Source organism: Barnesiella intestinihominis YIT 11860 (assembly GCF_000296465.1).
GTDB classification, from domain to species: domain Bacteria; phylum Bacteroidota; class Bacteroidia; order Bacteroidales; family Barnesiellaceae; genus Barnesiella; species Barnesiella intestinihominis.
Map to the genome: position 1 here is coordinate 681,681 of NZ_JH815204.1, position 26,991 is coordinate 708,671.

A 26,991-nucleotide genomic window follows, 5' to 3' on the forward strand; every position below is an offset into this window, starting at 1 on the left:
AAGCGTATCAATGTCGTTTGGTCTACTTCGGCCATGTATTGGATATATGCATTCCCTATTGCCGTGGGGACTTCAAAAATATCCCCGATTTCAATTTTTTTCTTTGTCATAAACTATAAATTTTTAATATAACTATTTCCTACTTTTATAGCATCTTCGTATATAGGATTTTTACGGGAGATGCTATTGATTTTGTTAAGTAAAGTTCCTCCATCTCTTCGAAATTTGTAATGCTCAATTAATGCCTGCTCTAAAGCTCTTGCATCATATTTGGTTAAATTGGATTTGAATTTTTTGATAGCAAATCTATGAGCATGTTCAGCTCGTCTTCTAAGAAAATTATTTGTCATACCCACATAAATAACATTTTTATTTTCATCTGTAGCAATATATACCGTATATTGTCCTAATGGCGGTGATTTTTTTGGAGCTTGCCATATTGGAAGAAATCTTTTATTGGACAGTAATTTTATTCCAGTAATTAAATAAAATAGGTCGTTTGTGGGGGTAATTTGCCCTGAGGCTTGTTGATACCATCTTGCATCTCTAGCAAAAGGATTCCAATTGATGTTTGGTAAAGAAATTCCATTTATAACGTATTCCCTGCCGTTTGATGAATAAGAACTGGGATTAGAATTTACATAAAAGGTATACCAGCAGCCATTATCGCTATTGTACATGAGTGTTTTGCTTATATCAGCAAATTCATCGTCTGACAAATAATCCCATTCACTCATATCAATATTTCCGTCACCAGATAGAATTGAATCCCAAAATTTTTCAATTTCATCGGGATCGTTTGTCCCCCAGTAATCCATACCAGAGGGGTCGATATAATTCACCGGGTCGTTTCCACAATGGGCATAGGGCGATTCGTGATAAAAATGCTCGGCCAACGGGTCGAAAGAGGTGAACCGATGCATGGCAGGGGAGTAGTGACGACGGCCGTTGTCGTAAGAATCGAAGCCGTGCATCTCTATAAATTCCAGTTCACCATATTTGTAAGGTTGTTCGTCGGCACGATAGCATTCGTCGTAGGGAAGTCCGTCGGGATAATATTGCATACGTTGATGCACTTTGACGAGCCTGATGGGGGGCAGGACTATATTTGTCGATGAGCTCAAAGTCTTGACAGGCTTGATGATATTGATTTTGATATTACTGTAAACAGTGCGTACATTTCCCTGATAGTCGGTGGCATAGTATCGGAACTCTTTCTCTCGGCAATCGTAGTAGCCGTATCGGTTGTGAATGCGAATGAGAGAATCGCAGGCAAACGGCGAGCCGATATATTCCAGCGGTCCGTTCCATGCCGACATCGAACTCATTGCCCGTATGGTAAGGTCCATGCTGGCCAATGTCTCTCCGCGAGGAACGATTATCGCCGAATAGGAGGTGGTATATTGGGCTTTTATCTTGCGTCCGTCTGCTAAATAGTGGTAGATGATGGTCGACCCGTTTTTGAACTGGACGGTATCGGGCAAGTCGATCGCATTGTAGCGTATGGTCACGATGTCCCTGTCGAGATCGGCGGTCATATTGCCGTTACTGTCGTAATAGAAATCGTCTCCCGAGTGGTTATAATCGTGATATTCCTTTATGTTATAGGCAGACTGGTCGCCCGATATATCGGTAATTCGGGTGACTTGATTGCCGTTATAGTTCCACGAAGTTTCGTCTATCAAATGACCGTTCTCTCCACCGTAACGGTACAGCATGGCGATATTTCCCTGTTTGTCGTATGTAAACTCTTCGGTATAGCGTTCTTGTCCGTATTTTCCGGAAGAAGAGTATGCCGAAACCAATCTGTCCTGTTGGTCGTAGGCGAACGAATATCCATTGGTGATGGTATCGGTATTGTCGATAGAGGGAGTGAGCCATTTCATCGACGATATTTTACCGTTGTAACGCGGAGTTCCATCGCCTGTGTTATAATATAATTTCTGTTCGAAATCCACGTCTTTTATACTCGTGATGTTTCCTTGCAAGTCATATTCATACGAGGCATGTGTAGTCCCGTTATTCCGGCTTAACCTAGTTAATCTACCGAGTTCGTCGTATTGGAAATAACGGGTGTTGACCAAAGTGTCGTTGAGCGTATATCTGGTGCGGGTAAGACGGCTGTCGTGGTCGTAAGTATGTTCTGCCGATTCGGTGACAGATCCGCCGTCGGCTGTTTGGTATTCGGCAAAAGATTTCAATACGGTTCCCGAGAGGTCGCATTTTTGGTAGGCATAGCTGTATTCACCGTTTATGTTGCGGGTACAAGATGCAATGTGATTGCCGAACCGGTCGTAATACAATGCTTCTATTTCGAATTGGTCATCGTTGGTCAGTGAATACACTCTTTTCCCGGTAAGGTATGTTTTTGCGGCGGCTTGCTGCGAGTATCCTGTTTTTCTCTTGTAGGTCAATCGATTGGCGACAGAGGTATCCAAAATGTCGAGAAAGCCATAGTCGTCGTAATAGTAGACCGTGAGTAATTGGACTTCATCTTGGGAGAATATGTTGTTGGTATAGCCGATTCCTCGCCATGAACCGGGCGATAGGTCGGGGCTTTCGTTGAACAATATGTTTCGGCATTGAAGCGTGGCTTGTTGGAAATCTATGTTTCCCGACGATATTATATAGGAGAAAAGCAAACGGTCGAAACAGTCGTATTTATAGACGGTCCATTGGTCTTTTTTCCGTTGATTCCCGTTTTGCGACATCGCCAACCGGTCTCCTTTGTCGTAAATCATTTTTATTTCGTCTATTCCGGGAAGCTTCTTATTCGTACAGTTTCCCCGTGCATCATACGTGTAGATGTAGCCATATAGGGCTAAAACACTATGGGTGCGATTCCAACTGCCGTCTGTATTAAGAGCATCGGAAGCATTGGGGGGCAAAACATAGATTAATTGCCCGAGGTCGTCATAGACATAATAGGTATCGCAATTCCCACCCCGGCGTTCCATAACTATTTGTCCAGATTTATCGGTATAGGTGAGAATCTTTTTCCCATCTTCATCGGTCGCTTCGGTTACGGAGAGTTGTCCTGCCGGATAATATCCAGATCGGTGCAATATATCGTTCGATACGGTGTATTTACCGACTTCGGCAGAACGGTTGTTACGGTAAGTCATCGTTGCCGGATGGGAACGCCATTCTGTACCGGCCTTTCTCAAATCGGCGGGTCTGCTTAGCGGTGAACCTTCGTAGCTCGTTTCTACAAAGGGATTTTCGTCGTCGTAAAAATTCGTGGATAATGAAGCGTAGGTCGAGAATGGTATGTATCTTCCCCTGTTCGTCGACGAAATAGGAGTAGGCAGCCAGTTTTTATGTTCTCGTCCAGCTGCATCGTATTGGTAATAATCGATCAAATCTTTATGACCGGTAGTCATGCCTAGCCGAACTACTTGTTCGGGTCTTCCCAATCCGTCGAAATAGGTTATTTTTGTCGCCACCCGAGAGCCCGAGGCGTTGAGATGTATAGATTTACTGTCGACATCTATTGTACCGGAACCTTGTACCGGAGTGATTTCCAAAATATAATTCCTATCGCTGTCGAAATTAGTAACGAAAGTCGTATCGGGTAGAGGTATGAAGTCGGGATCGAGTACTAAGGTATCGAATCCTGTCGCCATTTGCCAGGGAATTATTACGGCAAATAATGAGAGTATGAAATGATGTGTCTTTTTCATGGCGATAGTATTTAACGATTGCGATAGTTGTATTCATACCGTTTAATGACAGCACCTTGCCATATAATTTCTTGCAGCAGGTTGTCGGAATTATAGACGTAGAGAGTCGTTATTCCGTTCGGATCGGTCGTTTTCTGCACTCCTATTAGCGGGGCTGCATTTATGGTCGTGATTTGAGCATGGGGTAATTCGTTTCGTAAGCGAGTCTCTATGTCCAAATACAGTCCGTTTTTATAAATGTTCTCTGGATTACCGGTAATTGCAGTTACTTCGGCAAGCGAGGCATTTACTATTTTAGCGACTGGGTATGAACCGTTATCTTTTGTCCAAAGATAGACTGTGCTTACTCCATTTCTACCGGTCTCTGTCGCCAATTTCCCGAACGGATAATAGGTTCGTTGATTTTCTTGGCGAAAATCGGGTTGTAGCTTGTTTTTGTAATAGGTTTTTACCGGGTACATTCGGGTGTAATCACCCGGAATAGAGTCGTATATTACTTTCTTGCCAGAGATAAGCGATTGTTTGCTTCCGCTTATTTTTGTTTGTTCTGTCGCAATGACTGTCGTCGATAGATTTCGCTGAGAAAGTAGGTCGCATATTGTTTGCGGATATCCGGGATATCCGTCGGACGGGTAGTAATAACGAGTATATATAGAATCTCCCAAGCTGGTACAGGAAAGAGTCCCTGTCATATTATAGAGGAGATTGTCGGAATAAAGATATTCTTCGGAAATTTCGTAAGGTACGGCCTCGTCGTCGTAAAGCCGTGTCGTTTTTCGTCCTAACCGGAACAGACCTGTGTGTATAGCATAATTGTCGATTGTGAAGTCGGGGTTGGAGTCTGTATCGCCTGAGATCATATTGCCGTTTACCGTGGGAGAGAATATGCCTGCAATTTCTTTATCGTGACAGATTTTGTTCAGGTGAATGGGAATGTCAGGTTCTGATGAAGGGTAGTATAAGTTCGATCGTACTGATATGCCCATTATGTAAGACAATTCGTCTTCATAATATTCATATTCGGTATGCTCTTGAACATTATTCCCTTTATATACTTTCCTGTCGATGATATAAGGCTTGTGATAAAGCATTTGCCAAAATTCACTTACAAATCCGCTTCCGCCTTGATTGTATTGATAATTGTATTTTTCTACTGTTTTCCCAGCCGGGGTGTATTCGGCAACTTCGTCATACCATATCAAATAGCTATTTCGATATAAGATGTTTAGAGAACTTTGGGAGATAATTTCATATATATATCCCGTGTATGACATATCGGATAAATCGTAACGTTTACGTTGTATCCAATAGTCCCAGTCGGACGGTAATGTAACTAATTTTCCATATCCCGATTCGTTATTCCCATATTTATATGTTTTAGAAACGGTTTGATTATTTTCGGGGGTATATATATTCATCTGTTTCAGACGCAGTCCGCATATAACGATGGAATTGTCTATGGGATTGATTGCTTGATTTTTTTCATATTCGAATGAAACGTATCCGCCGGTAGGATAAACGATTTTTTGTAGTATGTTGGCTTGCATGGCAGATTCGACAGAGCTTCGTGCATTCCCTATATTTTTATTGAGCGCTTTTAACACCGTATTTTGAGGTATCATATCGATATAAGTAGCATTCTTTTTCCCAGTATAATAACCATATAAATCTTGGGCATAAACGTTTTCGAAAGTGGTAGGGTTGTATTCGAACGAATATTTTCCTGAGCCCGGTATTGTCACTGACTGTAATAAATTCTTATTGGTATCGGTTATAAATGATATTGTTTTGATCAGTTGGGAATTATTGCCATAGATTTTGATGTTTTTCAGAATTTCTTTTCGAGAAGAGTGATATTCGTAGGTAACTTTACCCAATGGAAATGTAATAGATTTCAGAATGCAGTCACCTTGAACAACCGGGTTGTTGACGGAAATAATTTCCCAATCGTTGGACGTGGTATAAACTAATTTGTGGGATTGGGTGGGAGTCGATGTTTTAATGATTTCTCTCCCATAGTTAAAACTAATTTTTTGACTATCGGTGTATATAATCTCTTTTAAAAGATAAACTTGTTTACATGCAGACGTCTCTATGGTATAATCGCTGTTGCCTCCGTATATGTAGACAACCCCTTGATCATCGGTAACTTTGAATCCTTCTGCGGTCCCGATAACTTCGATTTTTAAAGGAGTTTGTTTTATTTGTTTAGCAGTGAAACAATTGTTGTTTTTTTCGATAATAAAACTCGTATTTTGGTCAATTGTATTTATGAAAAATATATCATGTTCTCCGTCGTATCCCCATATAGCTTCTTCGTCAGTATTTGGTCTAGCCCAATAACTTCGAGGAAATATTGATGTATTATAATTTAATGGTAATAGTTTGCAGTGTTCGTCCACTTTTCCGAATTGCATACGAGTAATTCTTAATCCTGGCAATATGCTCCAACCATATCCTAATATACCGACGGGATCTTCGACTTTTATTCCAGAGGAGTGATAGGATAAGTTAAAGGAAATTTGGGTATCATCGGGAGTAGGTATAGAAAATAGAGGGATATTGATATTTGTCGTACCGGTCGATTTTGAAACCGGATAAAAATCATATCGGTTAAGTTGAGCTGATAACGGTGTAATGAAACTTGTATTGTAATCTCCAAATGGCATTGATTGTGCAATGGAACTTTTTGAGAATCCTAATAATGCACAAAATATCAGCATGGTATTTCGATAGAATTTCATAGTACGCAAATTGGGGTGTTTCTTTTCTCAAAGAAAGGGAATATTTATTAAAAAACAAAATATTCTCAAAAAAAATAAAAGGCGATTAACTTTAATGAATTAATCGCCTACAAAAAATATATACTTATACTCATTCGTCGGCCGATTCGTGTTTGCGGTATTCTTCGATCATATAGCCTTTTACTTCCTTGAATAAGCGAGTCGCAAAGACAAAGTCGTTCAGAGCTTCGTTAGATGATGTGAATATTTTGGCACGATTTCCTACCCACTCTCTGTGTCCTTTATTAATAAAGACAATATTTTCACCGATTCCTATTACAGAGTTCATATCGTGGGTATTGATGATTGTCGTTATATTGTATTCGTGTGTAATATCGCTTAATAATTCGTCGATAAGGATAGAGGTTTTCGGATCGAGTCCCGAGTTAGGCTCGTCACAAAATAAGTATTTGGGATTCAATGCGATGGCACGAGCTATCGCCACGCGTTTTTGCATACCTCCGCTGATCTCCGACGGATACAAATCGTTAACTCCTTTTAGATTAACACGCTCTAAACAAAATTCTGCTCTTTTTTTACAAGCGGCATAGGTGTCTCGTGTGAACATTCTTAGCGGAAACATGACATTGCCCAATACCGTCTCTGAATCGAATAGGGCCGAGCCTTGAAATAGCATGCCTATTTCGTTCCGAAGTTCTTTAATTTGTGAAGCCGACATCGAAGTGATGTCTCTACCGTCATAAATAACTTGTCCTTTATCGGGTTGCATGAGACCAACGATACATTTCATCAATACCGTTTTGCCCGATCCACTTTGCCCGATAATTAAGTTTGTCTTTCCTGAGTAGAATTTGGCGGAGACATTGTGTAGAATGACTTTCCCGTCGAATGATTTGGATATATTATTAACTTCTATCATCAAAATAAAATTTGAGTGAGAACCACGTCGAGAAGAAGAACGATAACGCTGCTTACCACGACAGAGTCGGTACTGGCTTGCCCGACTTCGAGTGCTCCGCCTTTCACTTTGTATCCATAGTACGAGGCTACGCTACTGATGACAAAGGCGAAGAAGAGTGCTTTGAATATGGCTTGCCAAATGTAATATTCATTAAAAAAACTTTGTAGTCCATAGATGTATTTTGACACGGAAATTATGTCGGTGAATTGGGCTATCAGGAATCCGCCTGTAATACCACTCGCCATACTGAACACGACCAACACCGGAATGAAAGAGACCATTGCCGCGATTTTGGGTAATATCAACAGGTTGGCAGAGTTGACACCCATAATTTCGAGTGCGTCTATTTGCTCGGTTACCCGCATGGTTCCTATTTCGGAGGCTATGTTTGACCCGACTTTACCGGCCAAGATCAGACATAGTATGGAAGAGGAAAATTCCAATAAGATGACATCTCGGGTAGCCAATCCTACGGCGTAGGCCGGTATCATGGGCGATACCACATTCTTTTGCATTTGTATGGCAATCACGGCTCCGATGAAAACGGAAATAGTAATGACGATGGGAATAGAGTCTATTCCTAATTTGTATATTTCGGAAATATATCTTTTGAAAAACTCTCTCCATCGGTCCGGTATTGTAAATACGCGTCTCATTAACAAGACGTAATCTCCGAACTTTTTTAATGAATCTTGTATAATCATATCCGCTAATTGGATTATTGAAGAACAAAAGTAATGAAAAGAATCGATGAGCCATTATCTTTTATAGTAGAATTAAGTTCTCAATCATTTTATTTCGTTAAAACGACTGATGGGATTGTCTATTTTCAATATCTTTGTCTCTGTGAAGATTGAATGCGGTTTGGCATAGTCAAGTCGAAAATGCAATTTTCGCTTGCCTCTGCGCTTACCTTTCACTATTTTTGCAGATAATTTTAAAGGTAGAAATATGTTTTCCAAATTTTTTAAGCATCAACCGGTGGCTGCCAATACCGAAGAGAAGGTTCATTTGAATGTTCAATCGGATTTGGAATCTTCGGAAAATAATATGGTGCTGCGAACCGAAGATTTGGTAAAGAAATATCGTCAGCGGACGGTTGTGAACCATGTGTCGATAGATGTTACACAGGGGGAAATCGTGGGGTTGTTGGGCCCGAATGGCGCAGGAAAGACAACGACTTTCTATATGACGACCGGATTGATAACCCCCAATCAGGGGCATATTTATCTGAATGATCTCGACATTACAGATTATCCGGTTTATAAACGGGCGCAAATCGGTATCGGGTATTTGGCGCAAGAGGCTTCGGTGTTTCGCAAGTTGTCGGTGGAAGATAATATCCGGTGTGTCTTGGAAATGACTCATACCACCAAAGAGTATCAGCGGGATAAACTGGAAAGTTTAATCGCTGAGTTTCGATTACAGAAGGTACGTAAAAATTTGGGAGACCAACTATCGGGAGGAGAAAGGCGTAGAACCGAAATTGCACGCTGTTTGGCTATTAGTCCTAAATTTATTATGCTCGATGAGCCTTTTGCAGGAGTCGATCCTATTGCCGTGGAAGATATCCAGTCTATTGTATATAAGCTGAAAGAAAAAAATATCGGCATTTTGATAACCGACCATAATGCGCCTGAAACACTGAGTATTACCGACCGTGCTTATTTATTATTCGAGGGTAAAATACTTTTTCAGGGCACATCGGAGGAACTGGCAGAAAATCCCGTTGTCCGGGAAAAATATTTAGGGCGTAATTTTATCTTCCATCGGAAAAAATTCCTTTGATTTCGAGACAAAAACTTTTTTATAAAGCACGTATAATAAAATTACCGTACCGATAAGGCTTGCTCCTGCCAGCCAGCTCGTAGGGGAACCGCTTGTGCCGACCGTCTCTATCAGATTATCGGGGGATTTGTCATTTGTAAAATAGGAAATGCACGCGACCGTGCTGTTATTGAACAGGTGGGCGAATATCGGTAGCCATAGATTTTTGCTCCATACCAATAGATATCCGAAGAATGCGCCTAATAATAATCGAGGTATAAAACCATAGAATTGTAAATGTATGGCACTGAACAGGAATGCACAAATCCACACGGCTACATGTGCCCGGTGATTTTTGTCTTGTACGATTCGTTGAAGAACACCTCTGAAAATCATTTCTTCGCCAATTCCGGTGAGGATTCCAATCCCGAAAATGACGGCTAAGAAATGAGAAAATGAATTTACTTGCAGAATTTGTTCGGTTATCTTTGTCGCAGCATTTTCTTGTTGACGCATCCATTGTTCAATATTATACAGCGCTTCGGGCAGGTTCATGGCTTCATTCCATTCTACGATTCTGTTAAGAGCCGGAGTCGCAACGATGAATAAAGCGATTATCCCTAACAATTCTATGATACGCGGGGCTTTATTCAAATAAAGGGATTTTCCTGCATTTCCCCAAAACAGAGTCGCAGCGATCCATGCCGGGAGAATGAACATGCCTATGTTTTGTAAATACATGGCTATCAACAATGCATTAGAGCCTTTTACAAAAAACATGGGAATGGCAACGATTAGAGCTCCCCATAAAATTAAGAGTAGCAGAATGATAAGCTTTATTCCTGTCGATGAGTTATGGCAATATCCCGAGATTCTCATGTATTCATTGTTTTTTCGTGTACAAATATAACGTAGATGTCATTAAAATATGCAGTTGTGTGGCAACTGTTTCATATTTTACGCAAAGGTAACGAAAATAAATATAAGGATAGTTTGTCAAAAGAGAAAGAATATAAGCAATATGTGCGTGTTTTGTCAATATAATTTTTGAAAATGTAGATAAATATTTATATTTGCAAATATAAATGTGGCAATTTTATAATTTATGAAAGTCTCTATCATAAAATATAATGCCGGAAATGTATATTCGGTCGAATGTGCGTTACGCCGATTGGGTGTAACGCCGGTTGTTAGCGATTCTCCCGACGTGTTGTCGCAATCCGACAAGGTCCTTTTTCCCGGAGTGGGAGAGGCTTCTTCGGCGATGAAATATTTGCAAGAGCACGGGTTAGATAGGGTTATCGTCAATCTCACGCAGCCGGTGTTGGCTATTTGCATCGGATTGCAGCTTTTATGCAAACACTCCGAAGAAGGAGATGTTGACACATTGGGTATATTCGATACGGTAGTCCGTCGGTTTGTTCCAGAAGATACCGAACAGAAGATTCCTCACATGGGGTGGAATGTACTGACTCGTTTGAAAGGCCCTTTGTTCACCGGCATTCCCGAAGGTAGCTATGCCTATTTTGTACATAGTTATTATGCTCCTGTATCGGAGTTTTTTGTGGCGGAGTGTAACTATGTAATTCCATTTAGTGCGGCTTTAAATAAAGGTAATTTTTATGCGACCCAGTTCCATGTGGAAAAGAGCGGTACAGTAGGTATGCGAATTCTTGAAAATTTTCTTTCGTTATGATCGAGTTGATTCCTGCCATAGATATAATGAACGGTCGATGTGTCCGGTTGTCGCGAGGGGATTACTCTTGTCGAAAGGTATATGATGAAAATCCGTTGGAAGTGGCGAAAGCGTTTCAAGACAATGGATTGAACAGGCTACATTTGGTCGATTTGGACGGTGCGAAAGCCGATCATGTCGTAAATTATAGGACGCTTGAACAAATAGCTACTCATACGACTCTTTCCGTCGATTTTGGCGGAGGAATAAAAAGTGACGAAGACTTGCGTATCGCATTTGAGTGCGGCGCCGATATGGTGACGGGAGGAAGTATCGCTGTGAAGAATCGTAGTTTGTTCCTCCAATGGCTCGATCGGTATGGCAAAGAGCATATAATTTTGGGTGCAGATACCCGAGACGGGAAAATATCAATAAACGGGTGGCTCGAAGAATCGGAGTGGGAATTGATTCCGTATGTCCGCGAATATGCTCAGGCGGGTGTTTATAAAGTAATAACGACAGATATAAGCCGAGATGGTATGTTGGAGGGCTGTGCCGTGAATTTGTATGAATCCATGCTGTCGGAGATTCCCGAAATTTACCTAATTGCGAGCGGAGGAGTCGCTTCGTGGAACGACATAGAGTCGTTGCAATCCATAGGTGTTCCTGCCGTAATATTGGGAAAATCGATTTACGAGGGGAAAATATTATTGTCGGAAATATCCCGGTTTGTCGCTAAAAATCAAAGTTATGTTGGCTAAACGTATTATACCGTGTCTCGACGTGAAAGACGGAAAGACCGTGAAGGGAACGAAGTTTGTGGATTTCAAAGAGGCCGGCGACCCGGTTTTATTGGGCGAAATATACAGTAAAGAGGGAGCCGATGAACTTGTTTACCTCGATATAACTGCGTCGAGCGAGGGTCGTAGCACGTTCACCGATTTGGTGAAACGGGTGGCTTCCCGTATCGACATACCTTTTACTGTCGGAGGCGGTGTCAACTCTTTACAAGATATAGACCGTCTATTGAATGTAGGGGCGGATAAAGTGTCGTTGAATTCTTCGGCTCTGAAAAATCCGCAAATTATAGACGATGTGGCAAAAAAATTCGGTTCACAAGTTTGTGTTATCGCAATAGATGCTAACTTTGAAAATGGAAACTGGGTTTGTTATTTGAATGGTGGAAAAGTCGCTACCCAACGAACGCTTTTTGAATGGGCTTTGGAAGCAGCTGAAAGGGGAGCGGGTGAGATACTCTTTACAAGCATGACTCATGATGGCACTCGAAGCGGATATGCCCATGAAGCGTTATTGGAACTTCACCGACTATTACCTATCCCAATCATAGCTTCGGGAGGAGCGGGTACGAAGGCGCATTTTAAAGATGCGTTTCTCCGTGGCAAGGCCGATGCCGCATTGGCTGCGGGCGTATTTCATTTTGGCGAGATAACGATTCCTGAGTTGAAAAAATATTTATCGGAAAGTGGTATTCCTGTGAGGAGGTAGATTTATGGAAAAAGAAACGATACAGTTGGATTTTGAAAAAATGGGTGGGCTTGTTCCAGCCGTCGTTCAAGACGATGTTACTCAAAAAGTACTTATGGTAGGGTTTATGAATGAAGTGGCTTTTCATAAAACCTTAGATACGAATCGAGTGACATTTTTCAGTCGGACGAAAGGTCGATTGTGGACCAAAGGAGAACAAAGCGGGAATTTCTTAGAGGTGAAATCCATTCTACCGGACTGTGATAACGATACGCTTCTGATTAAGGTAACTCCGTGTGGCCCTGTATGTCATACCGGGACGGATACTTGTTTTGGAGAAAAAAATGAAGATGCACTTTCATTCATCGGGTATTTGCAAGATTTCATAGAACGGAGAAAACAAGAGATGCCCCAAGGCTCATATACCACCTCGCTTTTTCAGTCGGGGATAAACCGTATGGCACAGAAAGTGGGAGAGGAGGCTGTGGAGACAGTCATCGAAGCTACGAATGGGACCGATGACCGTCTTATTTATGAAGCCTCGGATTTGTTGTACCATTTGATCGTGTTGCTTACTTCGAAAGGGCATCGCATAGAAGATTTAGTTCGAGAATTACAGAAAAGACATCAATAAAAAGCTATGGAAAAGAAGTTGCTTGTCAAATATACCGATGTGCAGATTTGCCGGGAGGAACTGACTATATTGAAACATATCAATTTTGAGTTATACAGCGGTGAATTTGTCTATTTCATCGGACGTGTGGGTAGTGGAAAAAGTAGTCTGCTGAAAACGATGTATGCCGATTTGCCTATTTATGAAGGAGAGGCAATCGTGCTTGATTTCGATGTTCGTCACCTCAAAAATAAAGAGATACCCAATTTGAGACGAAAACTGGGTATCGTGTTTCAAGATTTTCAGTTATTGACCGATCGTTCGGTATACGAGAACCTTGCTTTTGTTTTGAGGGCTACCGGTTGGAAAGATAGAGAGGAGATAGACACCCGTGTGTCGGAAGTCTTGGATCAAGTGGGCATGCGCAAAAAATCTTACAAAATGCCTCATGAGCTATCGGGGGGCGAACAACAGCGAATCGTCATAGCCAGAGCTTTATTGAATTCTCCTAAAATCATCTTGGCCGATGAGCCTACTGGAAATCTCGATCCTCAAACCGGGCAACAAATCGTGTCGTTACTTCATCACATCTGCGAAACAGGAACCGCCGTTATCATGACGACTCACAATTTGAATTTGGTAGAGGAATTCCCGGGAAGAATCTTGAAATGCGAAGATAAAAGTTTGGTAGAAGTTTAATGGCGAATAGTTGATAATCCCGCAAAAAAGACATATTTTTGCGAAGAAATAAGAACCGTTTTGTTATATTAAAAACAAGTAAATAAAAAATGAAAGTACTCAAATTTGGTGGAACTTCCGTCGGCAGTGCTCAATGCATGAAAGATGTTGCCAAATTAATTTGTGATGGGAATCGGAAAATCGTAGTGTTGTCGGCTATGGCCGGAACAACGAATACCTTAGTGGAAATATCTGATTATTTGTATAAGAAAAATACAGATGGCGCTAGGGAAACGATCGGAAACCTCGAAAGGAAATACAATAAAGTCATAGACGAATTGTATAGTACCGACGAGTATAAGCAAAAGACACTCGAAGTAATTAAAGGGTGTTTCGACCATATTCGTTCCTTTACAAAAGATTTGTTCACTTTATTTGAGGAAAAAGTTATTTTGGCTCAGGGCGAGTTGATGTCGACTGCGATGATGAATAACTATTTATTGGAGCAAGGTGTGAAATCGGTTATTATTCCTGCTCTTGATTATATGCGTACAGACAAAAATTCAGAGCCTGACAACCAATTTATTAAAAATAAATTGCTTTCATTGCTTCAAGAAAGTCCAGACGCCGAAATTTACATTACTCAGGGATATATATGCAGGAATGCTTATGGAGAAATAGATAACCTTCAAAGAGGAGGTAGCGATTATTCAGCGTCGTTGATAGGTGCGGCAATCAATTCAGAAGAGATACAAATATGGACCGATATCGATGGTATGCACAATAACGACCCTCGGTTTGTAGAGAACACGAAGCCTGTTCGTTTCCTGCAATTTGAGGAGGCCGCAGAATTGGCCTACTTCGGTGCGAAGATATTGCATCCTACATGTGTATTGCCGGCCAAGTTGAATAACATTCCGGTGAGACTTCTCAATACGATGCAGCCCGAAGCTCCGGGTACTCTGATTTACGATCATTCATCAGATGGGCAAATTAAAGCTATTGCCGCGAAGGAGAATATTACAGCCATAAAAATAAAATCGGGGAGAATGTTATTGGCGTATGGTTTCTTGCGGAAGGTATTCGAAATATTTGAAAGCTATCAGACTTCTATTGATATGGTGACGACATCGGAAGTGGGAGTTTCTCTTACGATAGACAACACCAAACATCTGCAAGAAATTCTCGACGATTTGCGTAAATTCGGAACCGTGACTGTCGATGAAGATATGGTGATCATTTGCGTTGTCGGGGATTTGGAATGGAATAATGTCGGATTTGAGTCCGAAGCTGTTCAAGCCATGAAAGATATTCCCGTGCGAATGATATCTTATGGAGGAAGTAATTACAATATTTCTTTCTTGGTTCGCCGGGAGGATAAGGTAAAGGCTCTTCGGTCTTTAAGTCATTATCTTTTTGAGAATAAATAATATATTGTCATGTAGAAATATCTCTACATGACATTTAAATTTTTGTGTGTAGAATGTTTCCCATCAGTCATTTCAATATAACGAAGACTCCTTTTTATTATTATGATAAGACATTGCTGAGTAACACATTAGCAAAACTGATTCGCTTGGCAGGAGAGCGGAATTATCATGTCCATTATGCTGTAAAAGCCAATGCTAATCCAGAAATATTGAAACTTATTGCGGCTTCGGGAATAGGAGCCGATTGTGTGAGCGGAGGGGAAATAAAAGCTGCTTTGGAGGCTGGGTTTCCTGCAAAAAAAATTGTATTTGCCGGGGTTGGAAAGGCCGACTGGGAAATAGAATATGCCCTTGAAAAGAAGATATTTTGCTTTAATGTGGAATCGGCAGAGGAGTTGTCGGTTATAGAAGAACTTGCCAAGAAAAAGGAGAATATAGCTTCGATTGCATTGCGTATTAATCCGAATATCGATGCTCATACTCATGAGTATATTACGACAGGACTTAGTGAAAATAAATTCGGTATTCCTATCGAAATGTTGGATTCGATATTTTCGCAAATACAACGTTCTCCGCATGTTCAGCTTGTGGGATTTCATTTTCACATAGGTTCTCAAATATTGAATTTAGAAACATTTCATGTTCTTTGCGAGCGAATCAACCAATTACAAGACGATTTGTCGAAGCGCAATATTCAAGTAAAACATATTAATGTAGGTGGTGGATTGGGAGTCGATTACGAAAATCCCGATAAAAATCCTATTCCCGATTTCGGTCGTTATTTCGATATTTTTCAGCATAATCTGAATTTGAGAGGGGGCCAACAGTTGCATTTCGAGTTGGGACGTTCTATCGTTTGTCAATGCGGATCGTTGATAACCAGAGTACTATATATCAAGAAGGGTATCGAAAAACAGTTTGTTATCGTAGATGCCGGTATGACCGATTTGATTCGTCCGGCACTTTATCAGGCACATCATTGCATCGAGAATATCACTTCGGATATGGAGAAGTGTCGATATGATGTCGTTGGACCTATTTGTGAATCTTCGGATTGTTTCGGGAGAGATGTAATGCTCAACGAGACAAAAAGAGGTGATTTGATTGCCATTCGATCGGCAGGCGCTTATGGGGAAGCTATGGCTTCCCAGTATAATTGTAGGACATTACCCGGATATTTGATAGAATAATAAAATTATTAACAATAATTTTTATTTTCGTATTTAGAAATATATTATTTTTGCCATTACAAAATTGTAATCATTACAAATAAAGAAAGATGAAAGAATCGGCACAAAATAGATTACGACGATATAATATAAAGCCTTCGGTGCAACGCATGGCCGTGTTGGATTATTTGATGACACACCATACACACCCCACAGCCGATACGATATTCAATGCTTTATATCCATCTATTCCGACGTTGTCCAAAGCTACTGTTTATAACACTTTAAATTTATTAACAGAACACGGTGTTATACAGATGATTACGATCGATGAGAAAAATGCCCGTTTTGATGCCCGGGAGACTCCGCATTTGCATTTTAAATGTGCTTCTTGCGGAGAGATATTCGATTTTGATTTACCCCCTTTACAAATAGAATCTTTGAAGGATTATGATATTTCTGATATTCAAGTTTATTGTAAGGGAACGTGTCCATCTTGCCAGAAGAAAACTCAACATTAAATAACTAACTAAAATAACCAATCATGAAAAAATTTATTTGTACAGTATGCGGTTACGTATACGAAGGTGATGAAGCTCCTGAATTTTGCCCGCAATGTAAACAACCTCGTTCAAAATTCAAAGAAGTTGTTGAATCAGATGAACTTGATTTTGTAACGGAACATCATATCGGTGACGGTGTAGTAGAGGATGCCGAAGTTATGGAGGGTCTTAAAGCTCATTTCATGGGTGAATGTACCGAAGTAGGTATGTACCTTGCCATGAGCCGTCAGGCAGATCGTGAAGGTTATCCCGAAGTGGCAGAAGCCTTTAAACGTTATGCTTGGGAAGAGGCTGAACATGCATCTAAGTTTGCAGAACTTTTGGGAGAAATCGTTTGGAATACAGAGAAAAATCTAAAAGCTCGTATGGAAGCTGAAAGTGGAGCTTGTGCAGACAAAATGCGTATTGCAAAACGTGCCAAAGAACTTGGCTATGATGCTATACATGACACTGTACATGAAATGGCTAAGGACGAAGCTCGCCACGGTAAAGGCTTCGAAGGTTTATACAATCGTTATTTCAAGAAATAAAATTGTATTTATATTTGTAAGAGGGGTAGCTCATCTTGTGAGCTACCCCTTTTTGTCTATTGCCCATTATTGTAAAAATCGTTATCTTTGCGCACACTATCAGATTAATTTCAATGAAAAATATACGCAATTTTTGTATTATTGCACATATAGACCACGGAAAAAGTACCCTGGCCGATCGCTTGTTGGAGTATACCAAAACCATTGCAGACAAAGATTTACAGGATCAAGTTCTCGACAATATGGATTTGGAACGAGAACGGGGAATTACGATCAAAAGTCATGCAATACAGATGGAATATATTTACAAGGGTGAAAAGTATATTCTGAATCTTATAGACACTCCGGGGCACGTGGATTTCTCTTATGAGGTTTCTCGGTCTATTGCCGCATGTGAAGGTGCATTGCTTATCGTCGATGCCTCTCAGGGAATACAAGCACAGACTATTTCCAATCTGTATATGGCGATTGAACATGACTTGGAAATCATACCGGTTGTCAATAAAGTAGATTTGGATAGCGCTCGTCCCGATGAAGTAGAAGACCAAATTATTGATTTGCTGGGGTGTAAACGGGAAGAAATTATACGTGCCAGCGGAAAAACAGGACAGGGGGTCGAAGATATTCTTTCGGCTATTATAGAACGGGTAAATCCTCCTCAGGGAGATGTGGATGCACCGTTACAGTGCCTTATTTTCGATTCTGTATTTAACTCATTCAGAGGAATTATCGCTTATTTCAAAATTTGTAACGGACGAATAAAAACCGGCGATAAGGTAAAATTCGTTGCGACCGGAAAAGAGTATGAGGCCGATGAGATAGGTGTTTTGAAATTGGATATGGTTCCTCGAAAAGAGTTGTCGGCCGGCGATGTAGGATACATTATTTCCGGAATAAAAACGTCCAGAGAGGTGAAAGTGGGAGATACGATTACCCATATAGAGCGACCGTGTTCTTCGGCAATCGATGGATTCGAAGAAGTTAAGCCTATGGTCTTTGCCGGAGTGTATCCCATCGAAACAGAAGATTTTGAGAACCTGAGAGCTTCATTGGAAAAGCTGCAATTAAACGATGCATCCTTGACTTTTCAACCTGAATCATCTGCGGCTTTGGGCTTTGGTTTCCGATGTGGCTTTTTGGGGCTGCTCCATATGGAAATTATTCAGGAAAGATTGGATAGAGAATTCAATATGGACGTTATTACCACGGTTCCGAATGTTTCTTATAAGGTTTACGATAAGAAAGGTGCAATGGTGGAGGTTCATAATCCTTCTGGATTGCCAGATCCTACGTTGATAGATCATATCGAAGAACCTTATATACGGGCATCGGTCATTACTTCGACCGACTACATCGGACCTATTATGACTTTGTGTCTGGGGAAGCGTGGAGAGCTGGTCAAGCAGGAATATATATCGGGGAATAGAGTAGAGATTATCTACGATATGCCGTTAGGAGAAATTGTCATTGATTTCTATGATAAACTTAAAAGTATATCGAAAGGGTATGCTTCTTTCGATTATCATATTCATGATTTCAGGGAGTCTAAATTGGTCAAACTCGATATTCTTTTAAACGGGGAGTCGGTGGATGCTTTGTCGACGTTGACGCACGTAGACAATGCGGTAACTTTTGGACGAAGAATGTGTGAAAAGTTGAAAGAGCTTATTCCTCGCCAGCAATTCGAGATCGCTATTCAGGCCGCAATCGGGGCTAAAATTATAGCCAGAGAAACGATCAAACCAGTGCGTAAAGATGTTACGGCAAAATGTTATGGCGGTGATATTAGCCGGAAACGAAAACTGTTGGAAAAACAGAAAAAAGGGAAAAAGCGTATGAAACAAATCGGTTCGGTAGAAGTGCCTCAAAAAGCATTTCTAGCGGTATTGAAACTCGATTAGGGTAAATCGGTTTCTTTTTTTCGTCATTGGAAAACCGTAAAAGGCTTTCTTTGTTTAAATTACAAATACGGAATGTTATATGGATAGCTTATATGCCATAAAAAAGTCGATTAAAAATTATGCCAGCGGAGGTAATGTTTTGATAGTGGCGACATTGTTGGCTTTTATCATCGCTAATTCTCCGATTGCCGATATGTATTTTTCTTGGTGGGCACAACCTATATCTTTACAGTTGGGGGATTTCAACTTATTTAGCCATAATGGGCATCCTATGACCGTAATGGAATTTATCAACGATGCATTGATGGCGATTTTCTTTTTTTCTATCGGACTGGAAATAAAGAGAGAGGTATTGGTTGGAGAGTTGACGTCCATAAAGCAAGCATTATTACCGATCGTTGCCGCTATTGGTGGAATGGTTATTCCTGTTTTATTATTTATGTATATTGGCAGAGGCAGTGATTTCCTGAGAGGGAGCGCCATTCCTATGGCGACAGATATTGCTTTTTCGTTGGGCGTTTTGGCTATGTTGGGAAAAAGAGTCCCCATTTCCTTGAAAATATTCCTAACAACATTGGCGGTGGTCGATGACATAGGAGGTATATTGGTTATTGCGATTTTCTATTCCAGTCATATATCGGTTACTTACTTGTTTTATGCTGCCGGCATATTTTTGATTTTATGGTTGGGCGGACGTGCCGGAATCAATAGTAAAATGTTCTATTTCATACTTGGCGGTGTAGTTTGGTTTTTATTCTTAAATTCAGGTATTCACCCTACGATAGCCGGTGTATTAGTGGCTTTTTGTATTCCCGCTAAACCGGTATTGGCGACTACTCGTTTTATCAGTACGATTCGAGATGAAATAGCTAATTTCCCGCAGGAACAGTTTCATGGGGACAGCGATAGCTCGATAATGCTCTCCAAAGATCAAATAAACTGTTTGAAGAGTATAGAATCTGCATCCGATAAAGTGATAAGCCCGTTACAAGACCTTGAAGATACATTGCATCCGGTGATCAACTATCTTATTATCCCTTTATTCGCTTTTGCCAATGCAGGGATCGTTTTGTCGGGAATAGAATTGTCTTCGTTATTTACGGGTATTAGTTTGGCCGTTTTTGTCGGGTTGTTGTTCGGAAAATTTGTGGGTATCTTTTTCTCTTCTTGGTTAATCATTAAACTGAAAATTGTTCCGATGCCGACACACTCTACATGGAAGTCGTTAGCGGCAGTATCTGTGTTGGGTGGTATTGGTTTTACAGTATCTTTGTTTATTGCAAATCTTTCTTTTGGTAATATGGGGCCAGAAGGAATAGAATTGTTGGAGCATGCGAAACTCGGTATTGTAATGGGGTCTCTCGTATCCGGTATTTTAGGATATATCTTACTCAACCTGTTTTTACCGAAGCAACAAGAAGTCGAGTAGGGCGCTTATTCGAATTTTATAGATTTGGCCGGGCGAATAAGCGCAACCAAATAGGAAGGTGCGATCAACATCAAAACCGATACAAGCATGCAGCCGATGTTCAACCATAAAACGTACCAAAAATTTATTTCGATAGGAACATAAGGCACGTAGTATGCTTCGGGATTGAGTGTTACAATGTGAAAGTGTCGTTGAATCAGGCATAAGACGACACCAATAATATTTCCCCATATCATACCTTTCCCGACAAGGAAAACCGATACGTATAAAAATATTTTCCGAATAGAGGTATTGTTCGCTCCTAATGCTTTCAATATGCCAATCATATTCGCTCGTTCCAATATAATAATGAGCAATCCTGAAATCATGGTAAAGCCAGATACGGCAGCCATGAGAATAAGTATGATCCAGACGTTCATATCGAGTAAATCGAGCCAGCCGAAAAAGACCGGATTCAATGTGCGAATGGATTGAGGATAATAATGTGTTCCATAATCATCGGGACGGTCTATTAATTGTGTATATAGTTCATATGCTATGTCGTCGGCTCTATCGAAATCTTTTACCATTAGTTCTATTTCGCTATACTGGTCGGGATTCCAATCGTTAAGGCGTTGAACATGTCTTACATCTCCGATAATCAACAGTTTGTCATAATCCGAAAAATCGGTCTGATATATTCCTGAAATAGAAAATCGTCGAGCTCTTACTTGCTCTTGGATAAAGTAGCAGTATATTTTATCCCCGATATGCAGGTCCAATTTATCTGCTATGGTTTTGGAAACGAGGACTTCGTTGGATATTATTGAGTCTTGAATTTTGGGTAAACAGCCATCGACCAGATATTTCTTGAAAAAAGACCAGTTATAGTCGGGGGTAACTCCTTTCAGAACCGTTCCCATAAAATCGGTATCGGTCTTTATCATACCCAGTTTGGTCCCGATAGGATCTATTTTTGTGATGTCATCGCGGTCTGACAGTATTTCACGCAGACTATCGGTATATTGAATCGGCTGCTTTTCGTAAGTCATGTTATTATCGAATGACGTTATCTGAATGTGTGCGCCGAATCCTACAACTTTGCTTCGGATTTCTTTTTTAAAACCGATGACAATCGCAACCGACAGTATCATTATGGCTAATCCTAGCGCAACACCGGCCACAGCTACACGTACGGCCGGTGGGGTAGCTTTTTTTCGATGCTGTTTGTCGAAATGTATGCGATTAGCAATATATAATTTCCAATTATTCATTAATGGTGCGGCCGGGGTATGTTTCTAATGCTTTTTGTAAAACGATTAGAGCTTTTGATAGTTCTTCTTTTTCCAGTACATAGGCTAAACGAACTTCGTTTTTCCCCAATCCGGGCGTGGTATAGAACCCTGAGGCGGGAGCCATAAATATGGTTTGTCCTTCGTACTCGAATTCAGATAAACACCATTCACAGAATTTATCGGCATTATCTACCGGTAATCGAGCCACGGTGTAGAATGCTCCCATAGGGATAGGGGAGTAACACCCCGGAATTCGGTTTAAACCGTCAATTAGGTGTTTACGCCGTTCTACATACTCGTTATAGGTAGAAAGCATATAACTTTCGGGAGCATCGATAGAGGCTTCGGCTACGATTTGTCCTAAAAGCGGTGGACTGAGTCTGGCCTGACAGAATTTCATAACACTCTTTTTTAATTCTTTATGTCGAGTGATCAGGGCTCCTATGCGAATTCCGCATTCGCTGTATCTTTTTGAAACGGAATCTATTAACACTACCTGTTCTTCAATCCCTTCTAAGTGGAAAGCCGATATATAGGGCGCTCCTGTATAGCAAAATTCCCGATATACTTCGTCGGAGAATAGGAACAAATCATATTTCTTTACCAGATCCCGTATTTGGTTCATTTCTCTTTGGGTGTATAAGTACCCTGTGGGATTATTGGGATTACAGATTAGTATAGCCTTAGTTTTTGGCGTAATTAGAGATTCGAATTTTTCGATAGAAGGTAATGCGAAGCCTTCTTCAATAGAAGAGGGTAAAGTTTTGATTACTGCTCCGGCCGAGATAGCGAATGCCATGTAGTTGGCGTATGCCGGTTCTGGAACAATAATTTCATCGCCGGGGTCCAGACAAGCCATGAATGAGAATAATACAGCCTCAGAGCCTCCTGTGGTGATGATTATATCATCGGCTGTCACATGAATATGGAATTTGTCATAATATTGGACTAACTTTTCCCGAAGGCTTTTTATGCCTTCACTAGGACTGTATTCCAGTATTCGGCGATGCATGTGCCGTAACGCATCCAACCCTATTTGAGGAGTCGGCAAATCGGGTTGCCCGATGTTTAGATGAAAAACTTTTATTCCTTTTTCTTTGGCTTTGTTGGCGAGAGGGACAAGTTTTCGTATAGGAGAGGCCGGCATGACTTCGCCTCTATGAGAGATTGTGGGCATATTTTTTAATTTAATATAGACTAACCTGTGAAATATGCGATATCAAACGGGGTGTCTATTTTTTTATTTTTAAAGTACAAAGATAAGAATTTTACTTTTTTCTTCCCTTATGGAGATAGTAGAATATGAAGAGAGAAGTCGTAAAATAGAATAAATGATGCTATATTTGCGTACAAATATAGAAATACAGCAGTTTTATGGACGATTTGAAGCATCTCTTTTTGCTTATTGTTTCTCCCGGGAAGACATGGCAAAAAATGGATAAAGTGCCGTATGCGACACAAATATTTTTGAATCAATTCCTATATCCGTTTATGGGAATAACTGCGATAGTATCCTTTTTAGGATATTTTTTTAACGATGCTTCTTTACCGAGAGCCTTGCAGTTGGCGATCGTGGAATTTGTGAAATTTTTTGCCGGCTTCTATGCTCTTGTATATGTAATGAAAATTTTTTCGACTTACATGTTGGAGGTTTTGCAACCAGAGTCTCGTATAAAACGTTTTGTCGGATACACATTAGCATTGTATATGTTGTTTGATATTTTCATTTTTGTTATCCGATTGTTTATAGAACTTCCATCTATAGTCGATTTTTTACCCCTTCTGTTAGCCTATGTGATTTGGAACAGTCAAAGGTATATGGAAATTCCAGATCAAAAAAATATTTTATACGTAGTGGCTACAACCATATTATTTCTTGTTATACCTTTGTCCATTCAGAAACTGTTGTACTTTTTGATGCCCGGATTGATTTAATTAGTATAGAAATGAAGTTACCACAAATAAATATAAAAAATAAGAGGGCGAGTTTCGATTATGAATTGCTCGATACCTTTCATGCGGGAATTGTGCTGTCTGGAACTGAAATAAAGTCAATTCGGTGGGGTAAGGCCGGGCTGACGGACTCTTTTTGTTACATCAATAATGGAGAAATCTGGATAAAAAATATGTATATAGCCGAGTATTTCTATGGTTCTTATAACAATCATTCTTCTCGGCGAGACAGAAAGCTTTTATTAACTCATAAAGAAATTCAGAAAATAGAGAGGGCTGCCAAAGAATCGGGGTTTTCAATAATACCGACACGAGTTTTTATTAATGAGAAGGGATTGGCAAAAGTGGTTATTGCTATCGCTAAGGGTAAAAAAGAATATGATAAGCGAGATTCGATTAAGGAGAGAGAGGATAAACGGCAAATGGATCGAATGTTTAAGCGTTAGTCGCTCTCTTGCAGATAATTAATACTTTGTTGTCATTCGATAGGGTTGTGGCGAAAAGATATAAATCACCTCCGTCCTTGGTCTTTAACTTTTTCTGTAATTCTGCTGTGGTTAGGGGAAAATTACGTGTCGATAGGTTTGTCTGAGGATATTTCGTTTTGATATCTTTTATATTTTTCGAATTGAATGTAACTGTTTCTATGATCTCAAATTTCCGTCCCGGAAAATTAGAGATGTAGTTGTCCGAAGTATATAAATGGCTATTGGTTTGTAACTTTTCTATGTTATATTCAATAGCGATAGATTTATAAGCTCCTGCTTTGAGTATAGATGTGTTGGGCTCATAGAGGTATTTCTTTATACTTTTACAAAAAGTCGAGTAGGGAAGGCCTTTTTCTTGTTTTATTCCAAACGTGAAATCCGATATATTGTCAAAAGAATTGATTTGTATACAATGAATAATCGTATCTCGATCACTCGATTTTTCCGACTCGGTATCGATGACTAATAATAATTCCTTACATTCGTTTTTTACGGATACAACATGTACCTCTGAAATATCTGGTAAGAGAGAAAGGGTAGCTGTTATATCGACCATAGGAGATACCTTTATTATGATACGTTTCCCGCATTGGAAAAGTATAGGCATAAGCTCTATTACATTAGGCTCACATTCGTCGATAGCGAATATCCGTTTATTGCAGGAGCCTCTTCTCGCAGGATCGATATATATATTTTGAAAATGTCGATCGTTATTTTGTAGAAAGTTTATGCAGTCGTCGTGCGTAACGGTTATGTTATCGGTACATAAGTTTTTAAAGTTTTGTTTTGCCGCTCGGCAATATTCGGCTAATTGCTCCACATAAACTACGTGATCTGATTTTTGAGAAAAAAAGAAACTGTCTACACCTAAGCCTCCGGTCAAATCGACAGTATCTCCCGGAATTATCAAATTTTGCTTATATCGTGCGGTCAGTTCCGAGGAACATTGTTCTGTCGATAGAATAGATGGGAAAACAATATTCATGTTTGAAGCCCATGTAGGTAGCTTGTCGCGTATCTTTTTACGGGCTTCGATTTGTTGAATGGCCCAAGCTACATCAAAATCAGCTTGGATATTTTTCAACCGTAACTTATTAGTATCAAAATCAGAATATTCTAAAATAAAATCCTGAATAGATTTTTGGTACATCATATTTACAAATATACAAATTATATATCGAATTAAAGAGTTTGTGGAGGATATATTATTATTTGAATTAAATTTGTCCTATAATTTGTATTATGTTAAATAAAATATTAGAGATATTAATTTAATAAAATGAAAAACAGCTATTTATATACTTACAAGAAATCCGGTTCACATGAAATGTGAACCGGATTTCCCTATGAATTATCTATGCAATGCGAAAATTATTGACCTTCAATAGCTTTTAATTTTTCTGCATCGTTCAAATTATAATAGATATTACGTAATGCATATTTATAGTCGGGTTCGTCCGGTTTCAATTCATATGCTTTTTCGTAATAAGGACGAGATTTCTCAAACAAAGGAAGAACTTCTTTTTCTCTTGCTTCTGTATATTTCGCATTGTCTGTTATCGTGCTGATTTCATTATTTTTTTGAACAGCCAGATTAAAATAAACACGTCCTATGCTGCCCAAAGCATCGGCATAAGATGGATTTATGGAGATTGCCTTCTCAAAACATTCTATGGATTGATCGTACTTTTTCTGGGATTCATACAGATTTCCTTTTACATTCCAATATTCTGCATTGTTAGGTTCGTCGGCCAATACAGATTCGAGTGTAGCTATGGCTTCATCGTATTTCCCGCTAAATATATAAAGATTGATCAACTTCAATGTGTAGGTATTCTCTTTCTGCATTTTGGTATTTCCGTTCTCGTCTTTCACTTCAACCATTTCGTTTTTGAATAGTTTTTCACCTTCTTGAAGTGTTTTAATCAGATTGGCCGTATCTTGTGTCATCTCATATTCATATACGAGATATTTATAGATATCGTTTTGATTGTATCCATTTCCTTTTGCTTCGTTCAACGCTTTTATGGCTAATGTCGTATCATTGGTTTGAAGTGCTGCCAGTGCCCTGTTAAATTCTAAAATAGCCAGAGTTGAATCTGCCGGAAGGCCTTCTTTTTCGCCTTTCATGATAGACATCTTAGGAATATTTAGATAGATACCCCACACATCGTATGCTTTTTTATACTCTTTTTGTGTGAAATAATAAACTCCTGCATTGGCATATCCATCGATGTTTTGTTTTAATGTTTTTCTTATGTCTTTGACATATCGGGGTTTGATTTTCCCTTTTTCGTTGGGCAAAGTGTCTAATGCGATGGCTTGAAGAAAATATTCATAACTTTTTACTAACGCATCATACATTGGTCCGTCACCGTCTTTCAATGTCATTCCCAATGTTTTCTGAACATTGTCTTTTTCAAAATAAGAGTTTTCTACAAATCCCGCAACATACCAAGTTTTGGCATCGTCCTTAGTTTCTGGATTTGTTAGTGCTCCTTTAATATTATCACGGGCTTCCTGAAAGTTGGGTTTTTCCATTTTAGCTTCGCTAAATGCCCTATTTACAGCTTTCTTTTGACCAAATGCGCAAATGATAGAAAGCAGTAATACTACCGTTAATGTTGTTTTTTTCATTGCGTTTTTAT

The 26,991-nt window shown here is 39.8% G+C and carries 22 protein-coding genes; 13 read left to right on the forward strand and 9 right to left on the reverse strand.

The genetic code is table 11. The features are described from left to right. Positions 1-113: 113 nt before the first annotated feature. From HMPREF9448_RS07655 to HMPREF9448_RS07670, 4 genes are all read right to left on the reverse strand, one after another. The gene (locus HMPREF9448_RS07655) at positions 114-3,683 is read right to left on the reverse strand and encodes a DUF6443 domain-containing protein (RefSeq protein WP_008862023.1); all 3,570 of its coding nucleotides are present in this window, start codon (positions 3,681-3,683) and stop codon (positions 114-116) included. A gap of 11 nt (positions 3,684-3,694) precedes the next feature. Beyond that, positions 3,695-6,427: a hypothetical protein gene (locus tag HMPREF9448_RS07660; protein WP_008862024.1), complete on the reverse strand. Its 2,733-nt coding sequence runs from the start codon at positions 6,425-6,427 to the stop codon at positions 3,695-3,697. Positions 6,428-6,557: 130 nt separating this feature from the next. Beyond that, the gene (locus HMPREF9448_RS07665) at positions 6,558-7,346 is read right to left on the reverse strand and encodes an ABC transporter ATP-binding protein (protein ID WP_008862025.1); all 789 of its coding nucleotides are present in this window, start codon (positions 7,344-7,346) and stop codon (positions 6,558-6,560) included. Beyond that, a complete protein-coding gene (locus HMPREF9448_RS07670; protein ID WP_087879925.1) occupies positions 7,346-8,086 on the reverse strand; it encodes an MlaE family ABC transporter permease in 741 nt (246 codons plus the stop codon). Before HMPREF9448_RS07670 ends, HMPREF9448_RS07665 begins: the two co-directional genes overlap by 1 nt. A gap of 352 nt (positions 8,087-8,438) precedes the next feature. On the opposite strand from HMPREF9448_RS07670, the gene lptB reads away from it, so the two are divergent. Further along, positions 8,439-9,176 (forward strand): LPS export ABC transporter ATP-binding protein, encoded by a 738-nt coding sequence (gene lptB / locus HMPREF9448_RS07675; RefSeq protein WP_371417628.1) that lies wholly within the window; start codon positions 8,439-8,441, stop codon positions 9,174-9,176. On the opposite strand, the gene HMPREF9448_RS07680 is transcribed toward lptB, so the two are convergent. Then, a complete protein-coding gene (locus HMPREF9448_RS07680) occupies positions 9,135-10,034 on the reverse strand; it encodes a CPBP family intramembrane glutamic endopeptidase (protein ID WP_008862028.1) in 900 nt (299 codons plus the stop codon). The genes lptB and HMPREF9448_RS07680 overlap by 42 nt on opposite strands. Before the next feature lie 226 nt (positions 10,035-10,260). Here HMPREF9448_RS07680 and hisH point away from each other — a divergent pair, with 226 nt between their 5' ends. The 11 genes from hisH to nhaA all read left to right on the forward strand — a co-directional run bounded on the left by hisH (position 10,261) and on the right by nhaA (position 20,628). After that, on the forward strand, positions 10,261-10,851 hold the full coding sequence (hisH, locus tag HMPREF9448_RS07685) for an imidazole glycerol phosphate synthase subunit HisH (protein ID WP_008862030.1): 591 nt from the start codon (positions 10,261-10,263) through the stop codon (positions 10,849-10,851). Further along, a complete protein-coding gene (hisA, locus tag HMPREF9448_RS07690; protein WP_008862031.1) occupies positions 10,848-11,591 on the forward strand; it encodes a 1-(5-phosphoribosyl)-5-[(5-phosphoribosylamino)methylideneamino]imidazole-4-carboxamide isomerase in 744 nt (247 codons plus the stop codon). The genes hisH and hisA overlap by 4 nt, the downstream gene beginning before the upstream one ends. Next, complete coding sequence (hisF, locus tag HMPREF9448_RS07695; protein WP_008862032.1) at positions 11,581-12,336, forward strand: imidazole glycerol phosphate synthase subunit HisF; 756 nt, start codon at positions 11,581-11,583, stop codon at positions 12,334-12,336. Before hisA ends, hisF begins: the two co-directional genes overlap by 11 nt. Before the next feature lie 19 nt (positions 12,337-12,355). Further along, on the forward strand, positions 12,356-12,949 hold the full coding sequence (gene hisIE / locus HMPREF9448_RS07700) for a bifunctional phosphoribosyl-AMP cyclohydrolase/phosphoribosyl-ATP diphosphatase HisIE (protein ID WP_040296126.1): 594 nt from the start codon (positions 12,356-12,358) through the stop codon (positions 12,947-12,949). 6 nt (positions 12,950-12,955) lie between these two features. Next, positions 12,956-13,627, forward strand: coding sequence for a cell division ATP-binding protein FtsE (locus tag HMPREF9448_RS07705; protein ID WP_008862034.1), 672 nt, complete (start codon positions 12,956-12,958; stop codon positions 13,625-13,627). Between the two features lie 89 nt (positions 13,628-13,716). Next, positions 13,717-15,036: an aspartate kinase gene (locus HMPREF9448_RS07710; protein WP_008862035.1), complete on the forward strand. Its 1,320-nt coding sequence runs from the start codon at positions 13,717-13,719 to the stop codon at positions 15,034-15,036. 53 nt (positions 15,037-15,089) lie between these two features. Then, positions 15,090-16,226: a diaminopimelate decarboxylase gene (gene lysA, locus HMPREF9448_RS07715; protein ID WP_008862036.1), complete on the forward strand. Its 1,137-nt coding sequence runs from the start codon at positions 15,090-15,092 to the stop codon at positions 16,224-16,226. Positions 16,227-16,315: 89 nt separating this feature from the next. Next, positions 16,316-16,726, forward strand: coding sequence for a Fur family transcriptional regulator (locus HMPREF9448_RS07720; protein WP_008862037.1), 411 nt, complete (start codon positions 16,316-16,318; stop codon positions 16,724-16,726). Positions 16,727-16,749: 23 nt separating this feature from the next. Further along, positions 16,750-17,298 (forward strand): NADH peroxidase, encoded by a 549-nt coding sequence (locus tag HMPREF9448_RS07725; protein WP_008862038.1) that lies wholly within the window; start codon positions 16,750-16,752, stop codon positions 17,296-17,298. Between the two features lie 113 nt (positions 17,299-17,411). Continuing rightward, positions 17,412-19,199, forward strand: a complete 1,788-nt coding sequence (lepA, locus tag HMPREF9448_RS07730) for a translation elongation factor 4 (protein ID WP_008862039.1) — start codon at positions 17,412-17,414, stop codon at positions 19,197-19,199. A 79-nt stretch (positions 19,200-19,278) separates the two neighbouring features. Further along, a complete protein-coding gene (gene nhaA / locus HMPREF9448_RS07735) occupies positions 19,279-20,628 on the forward strand; it encodes a Na+/H+ antiporter NhaA (RefSeq protein ID WP_008862040.1) in 1,350 nt (449 codons plus the stop codon). Positions 20,629-20,633: 5 nt separating this feature from the next. Here the strand turns inward: nhaA and HMPREF9448_RS07740 are convergent, their stop codons facing one another. Both HMPREF9448_RS07740 and HMPREF9448_RS07745 read right to left on the reverse strand, forming a co-directional pair. Further along, positions 20,634-21,881, reverse strand: coding sequence for an ABC transporter permease (locus HMPREF9448_RS07740; protein ID WP_008862041.1), 1,248 nt, complete (start codon positions 21,879-21,881; stop codon positions 20,634-20,636). Then, on the reverse strand, positions 21,874-23,079 hold the full coding sequence (locus HMPREF9448_RS07745; protein WP_008862042.1) for a pyridoxal phosphate-dependent aminotransferase: 1,206 nt from the start codon (positions 23,077-23,079) through the stop codon (positions 21,874-21,876). Before HMPREF9448_RS07745 ends, HMPREF9448_RS07740 begins: the two co-directional genes overlap by 8 nt. 769 nt (positions 23,080-23,848) lie before the next feature. On the opposite strand from HMPREF9448_RS07745, the gene smpB reads away from it, so the two are divergent. Continuing rightward, a complete protein-coding gene (gene smpB / locus HMPREF9448_RS07755; protein WP_008862044.1) occupies positions 23,849-24,301 on the forward strand; it encodes an SsrA-binding protein in 453 nt (150 codons plus the stop codon). Here the strand turns inward: smpB and HMPREF9448_RS07760 are convergent. Together HMPREF9448_RS07760 and HMPREF9448_RS07765 are read right to left on the reverse strand one after the other, a co-directional pair. Further along, complete coding sequence (locus HMPREF9448_RS07760; protein ID WP_040296035.1) at positions 24,291-25,496, reverse strand: THUMP-like domain-containing protein; 1,206 nt, start codon at positions 25,494-25,496, stop codon at positions 24,291-24,293. The genes smpB and HMPREF9448_RS07760 overlap by 11 nt on opposite strands. Positions 25,497-25,714: 218 nt before the next feature. Beyond that, complete coding sequence (locus tag HMPREF9448_RS07765; RefSeq protein WP_008862046.1) at positions 25,715-26,980, reverse strand: tetratricopeptide repeat protein; 1,266 nt, start codon at positions 26,978-26,980, stop codon at positions 25,715-25,717. Between the last annotated feature and the right edge of the window lie 11 nt (positions 26,981-26,991).

Excerpts from the sequence above, each read along its gene's own strand:
- HMPREF9448_RS07745 (WP_008862042.1), bottom strand. The coding sequence starts at position 23,079 with ATGCCCACAATCTCTCATAGAGGCGAAGTCATGCCGGCCTCTCCTATA.
- HMPREF9448_RS07705 (WP_008862034.1), top strand. The coding sequence starts at position 12,956 with ATGGAAAAGAAGTTGCTTGTCAAATATACCGATGTGCAGATTTGCCGG.
- HMPREF9448_RS07655 (WP_008862023.1), bottom strand. The coding sequence starts at position 3,683 with ATGAAAAAGACACATCATTTCATACTCTCATTATTTGCCGTAATAATT.
- hisA (WP_008862031.1), top strand. The coding sequence starts at position 10,848 with ATGATCGAGTTGATTCCTGCCATAGATATAATGAACGGTCGATGTGTC.
- HMPREF9448_RS07740 (WP_008862041.1), bottom strand. The coding sequence starts at position 21,881 with ATGAATAATTGGAAATTATATATTGCTAATCGCATACATTTCGACAAA.
- HMPREF9448_RS07680 (WP_008862028.1), bottom strand. The coding sequence starts at position 10,034 with ATGAGAATCTCGGGATATTGCCATAACTCATCGACAGGAATAAAGCTT.
- HMPREF9448_RS07665 (WP_008862025.1), bottom strand. The coding sequence starts at position 7,346 with ATGATAGAAGTTAATAATATATCCAAATCATTCGACGGGAAAGTCATT.
- HMPREF9448_RS07725 (WP_008862038.1), top strand. The coding sequence starts at position 16,750 with ATGAAAAAATTTATTTGTACAGTATGCGGTTACGTATACGAAGGTGAT.
- lptB (WP_371417628.1), top strand. The coding sequence starts at position 8,439 with ATGGTGCTGCGAACCGAAGATTTGGTAAAGAAATATCGTCAGCGGACG.
- HMPREF9448_RS07765 (WP_008862046.1), bottom strand. The coding sequence starts at position 26,980 with ATGAAAAAAACAACATTAACGGTAGTATTACTGCTTTCTATCATTTGC.
- lysA (WP_008862036.1), top strand. The coding sequence starts at position 15,090 with ATGTTTCCCATCAGTCATTTCAATATAACGAAGACTCCTTTTTATTAT.
- smpB (WP_008862044.1), top strand. The coding sequence starts at position 23,849 with ATGAAGTTACCACAAATAAATATAAAAAATAAGAGGGCGAGTTTCGAT.
- HMPREF9448_RS07710 (WP_008862035.1), top strand. The coding sequence starts at position 13,717 with ATGAAAGTACTCAAATTTGGTGGAACTTCCGTCGGCAGTGCTCAATGC.
- HMPREF9448_RS07660 (WP_008862024.1), bottom strand. The coding sequence starts at position 6,427 with ATGAAATTCTATCGAAATACCATGCTGATATTTTGTGCATTATTAGGA.
- lepA (WP_008862039.1), top strand. The coding sequence starts at position 17,412 with ATGAAAAATATACGCAATTTTTGTATTATTGCACATATAGACCACGGA.
- hisF (WP_008862032.1), top strand. The coding sequence starts at position 11,581 with ATGTTGGCTAAACGTATTATACCGTGTCTCGACGTGAAAGACGGAAAG.
- HMPREF9448_RS07760 (WP_040296035.1), bottom strand. The coding sequence starts at position 25,496 with ATGATGTACCAAAAATCTATTCAGGATTTTATTTTAGAATATTCTGAT.
- nhaA (WP_008862040.1), top strand. The coding sequence starts at position 19,279 with ATGGATAGCTTATATGCCATAAAAAAGTCGATTAAAAATTATGCCAGC.
- HMPREF9448_RS07720 (WP_008862037.1), top strand. The coding sequence starts at position 16,316 with ATGAAAGAATCGGCACAAAATAGATTACGACGATATAATATAAAGCCT.
- hisH (WP_008862030.1), top strand. The coding sequence starts at position 10,261 with ATGAAAGTCTCTATCATAAAATATAATGCCGGAAATGTATATTCGGTC.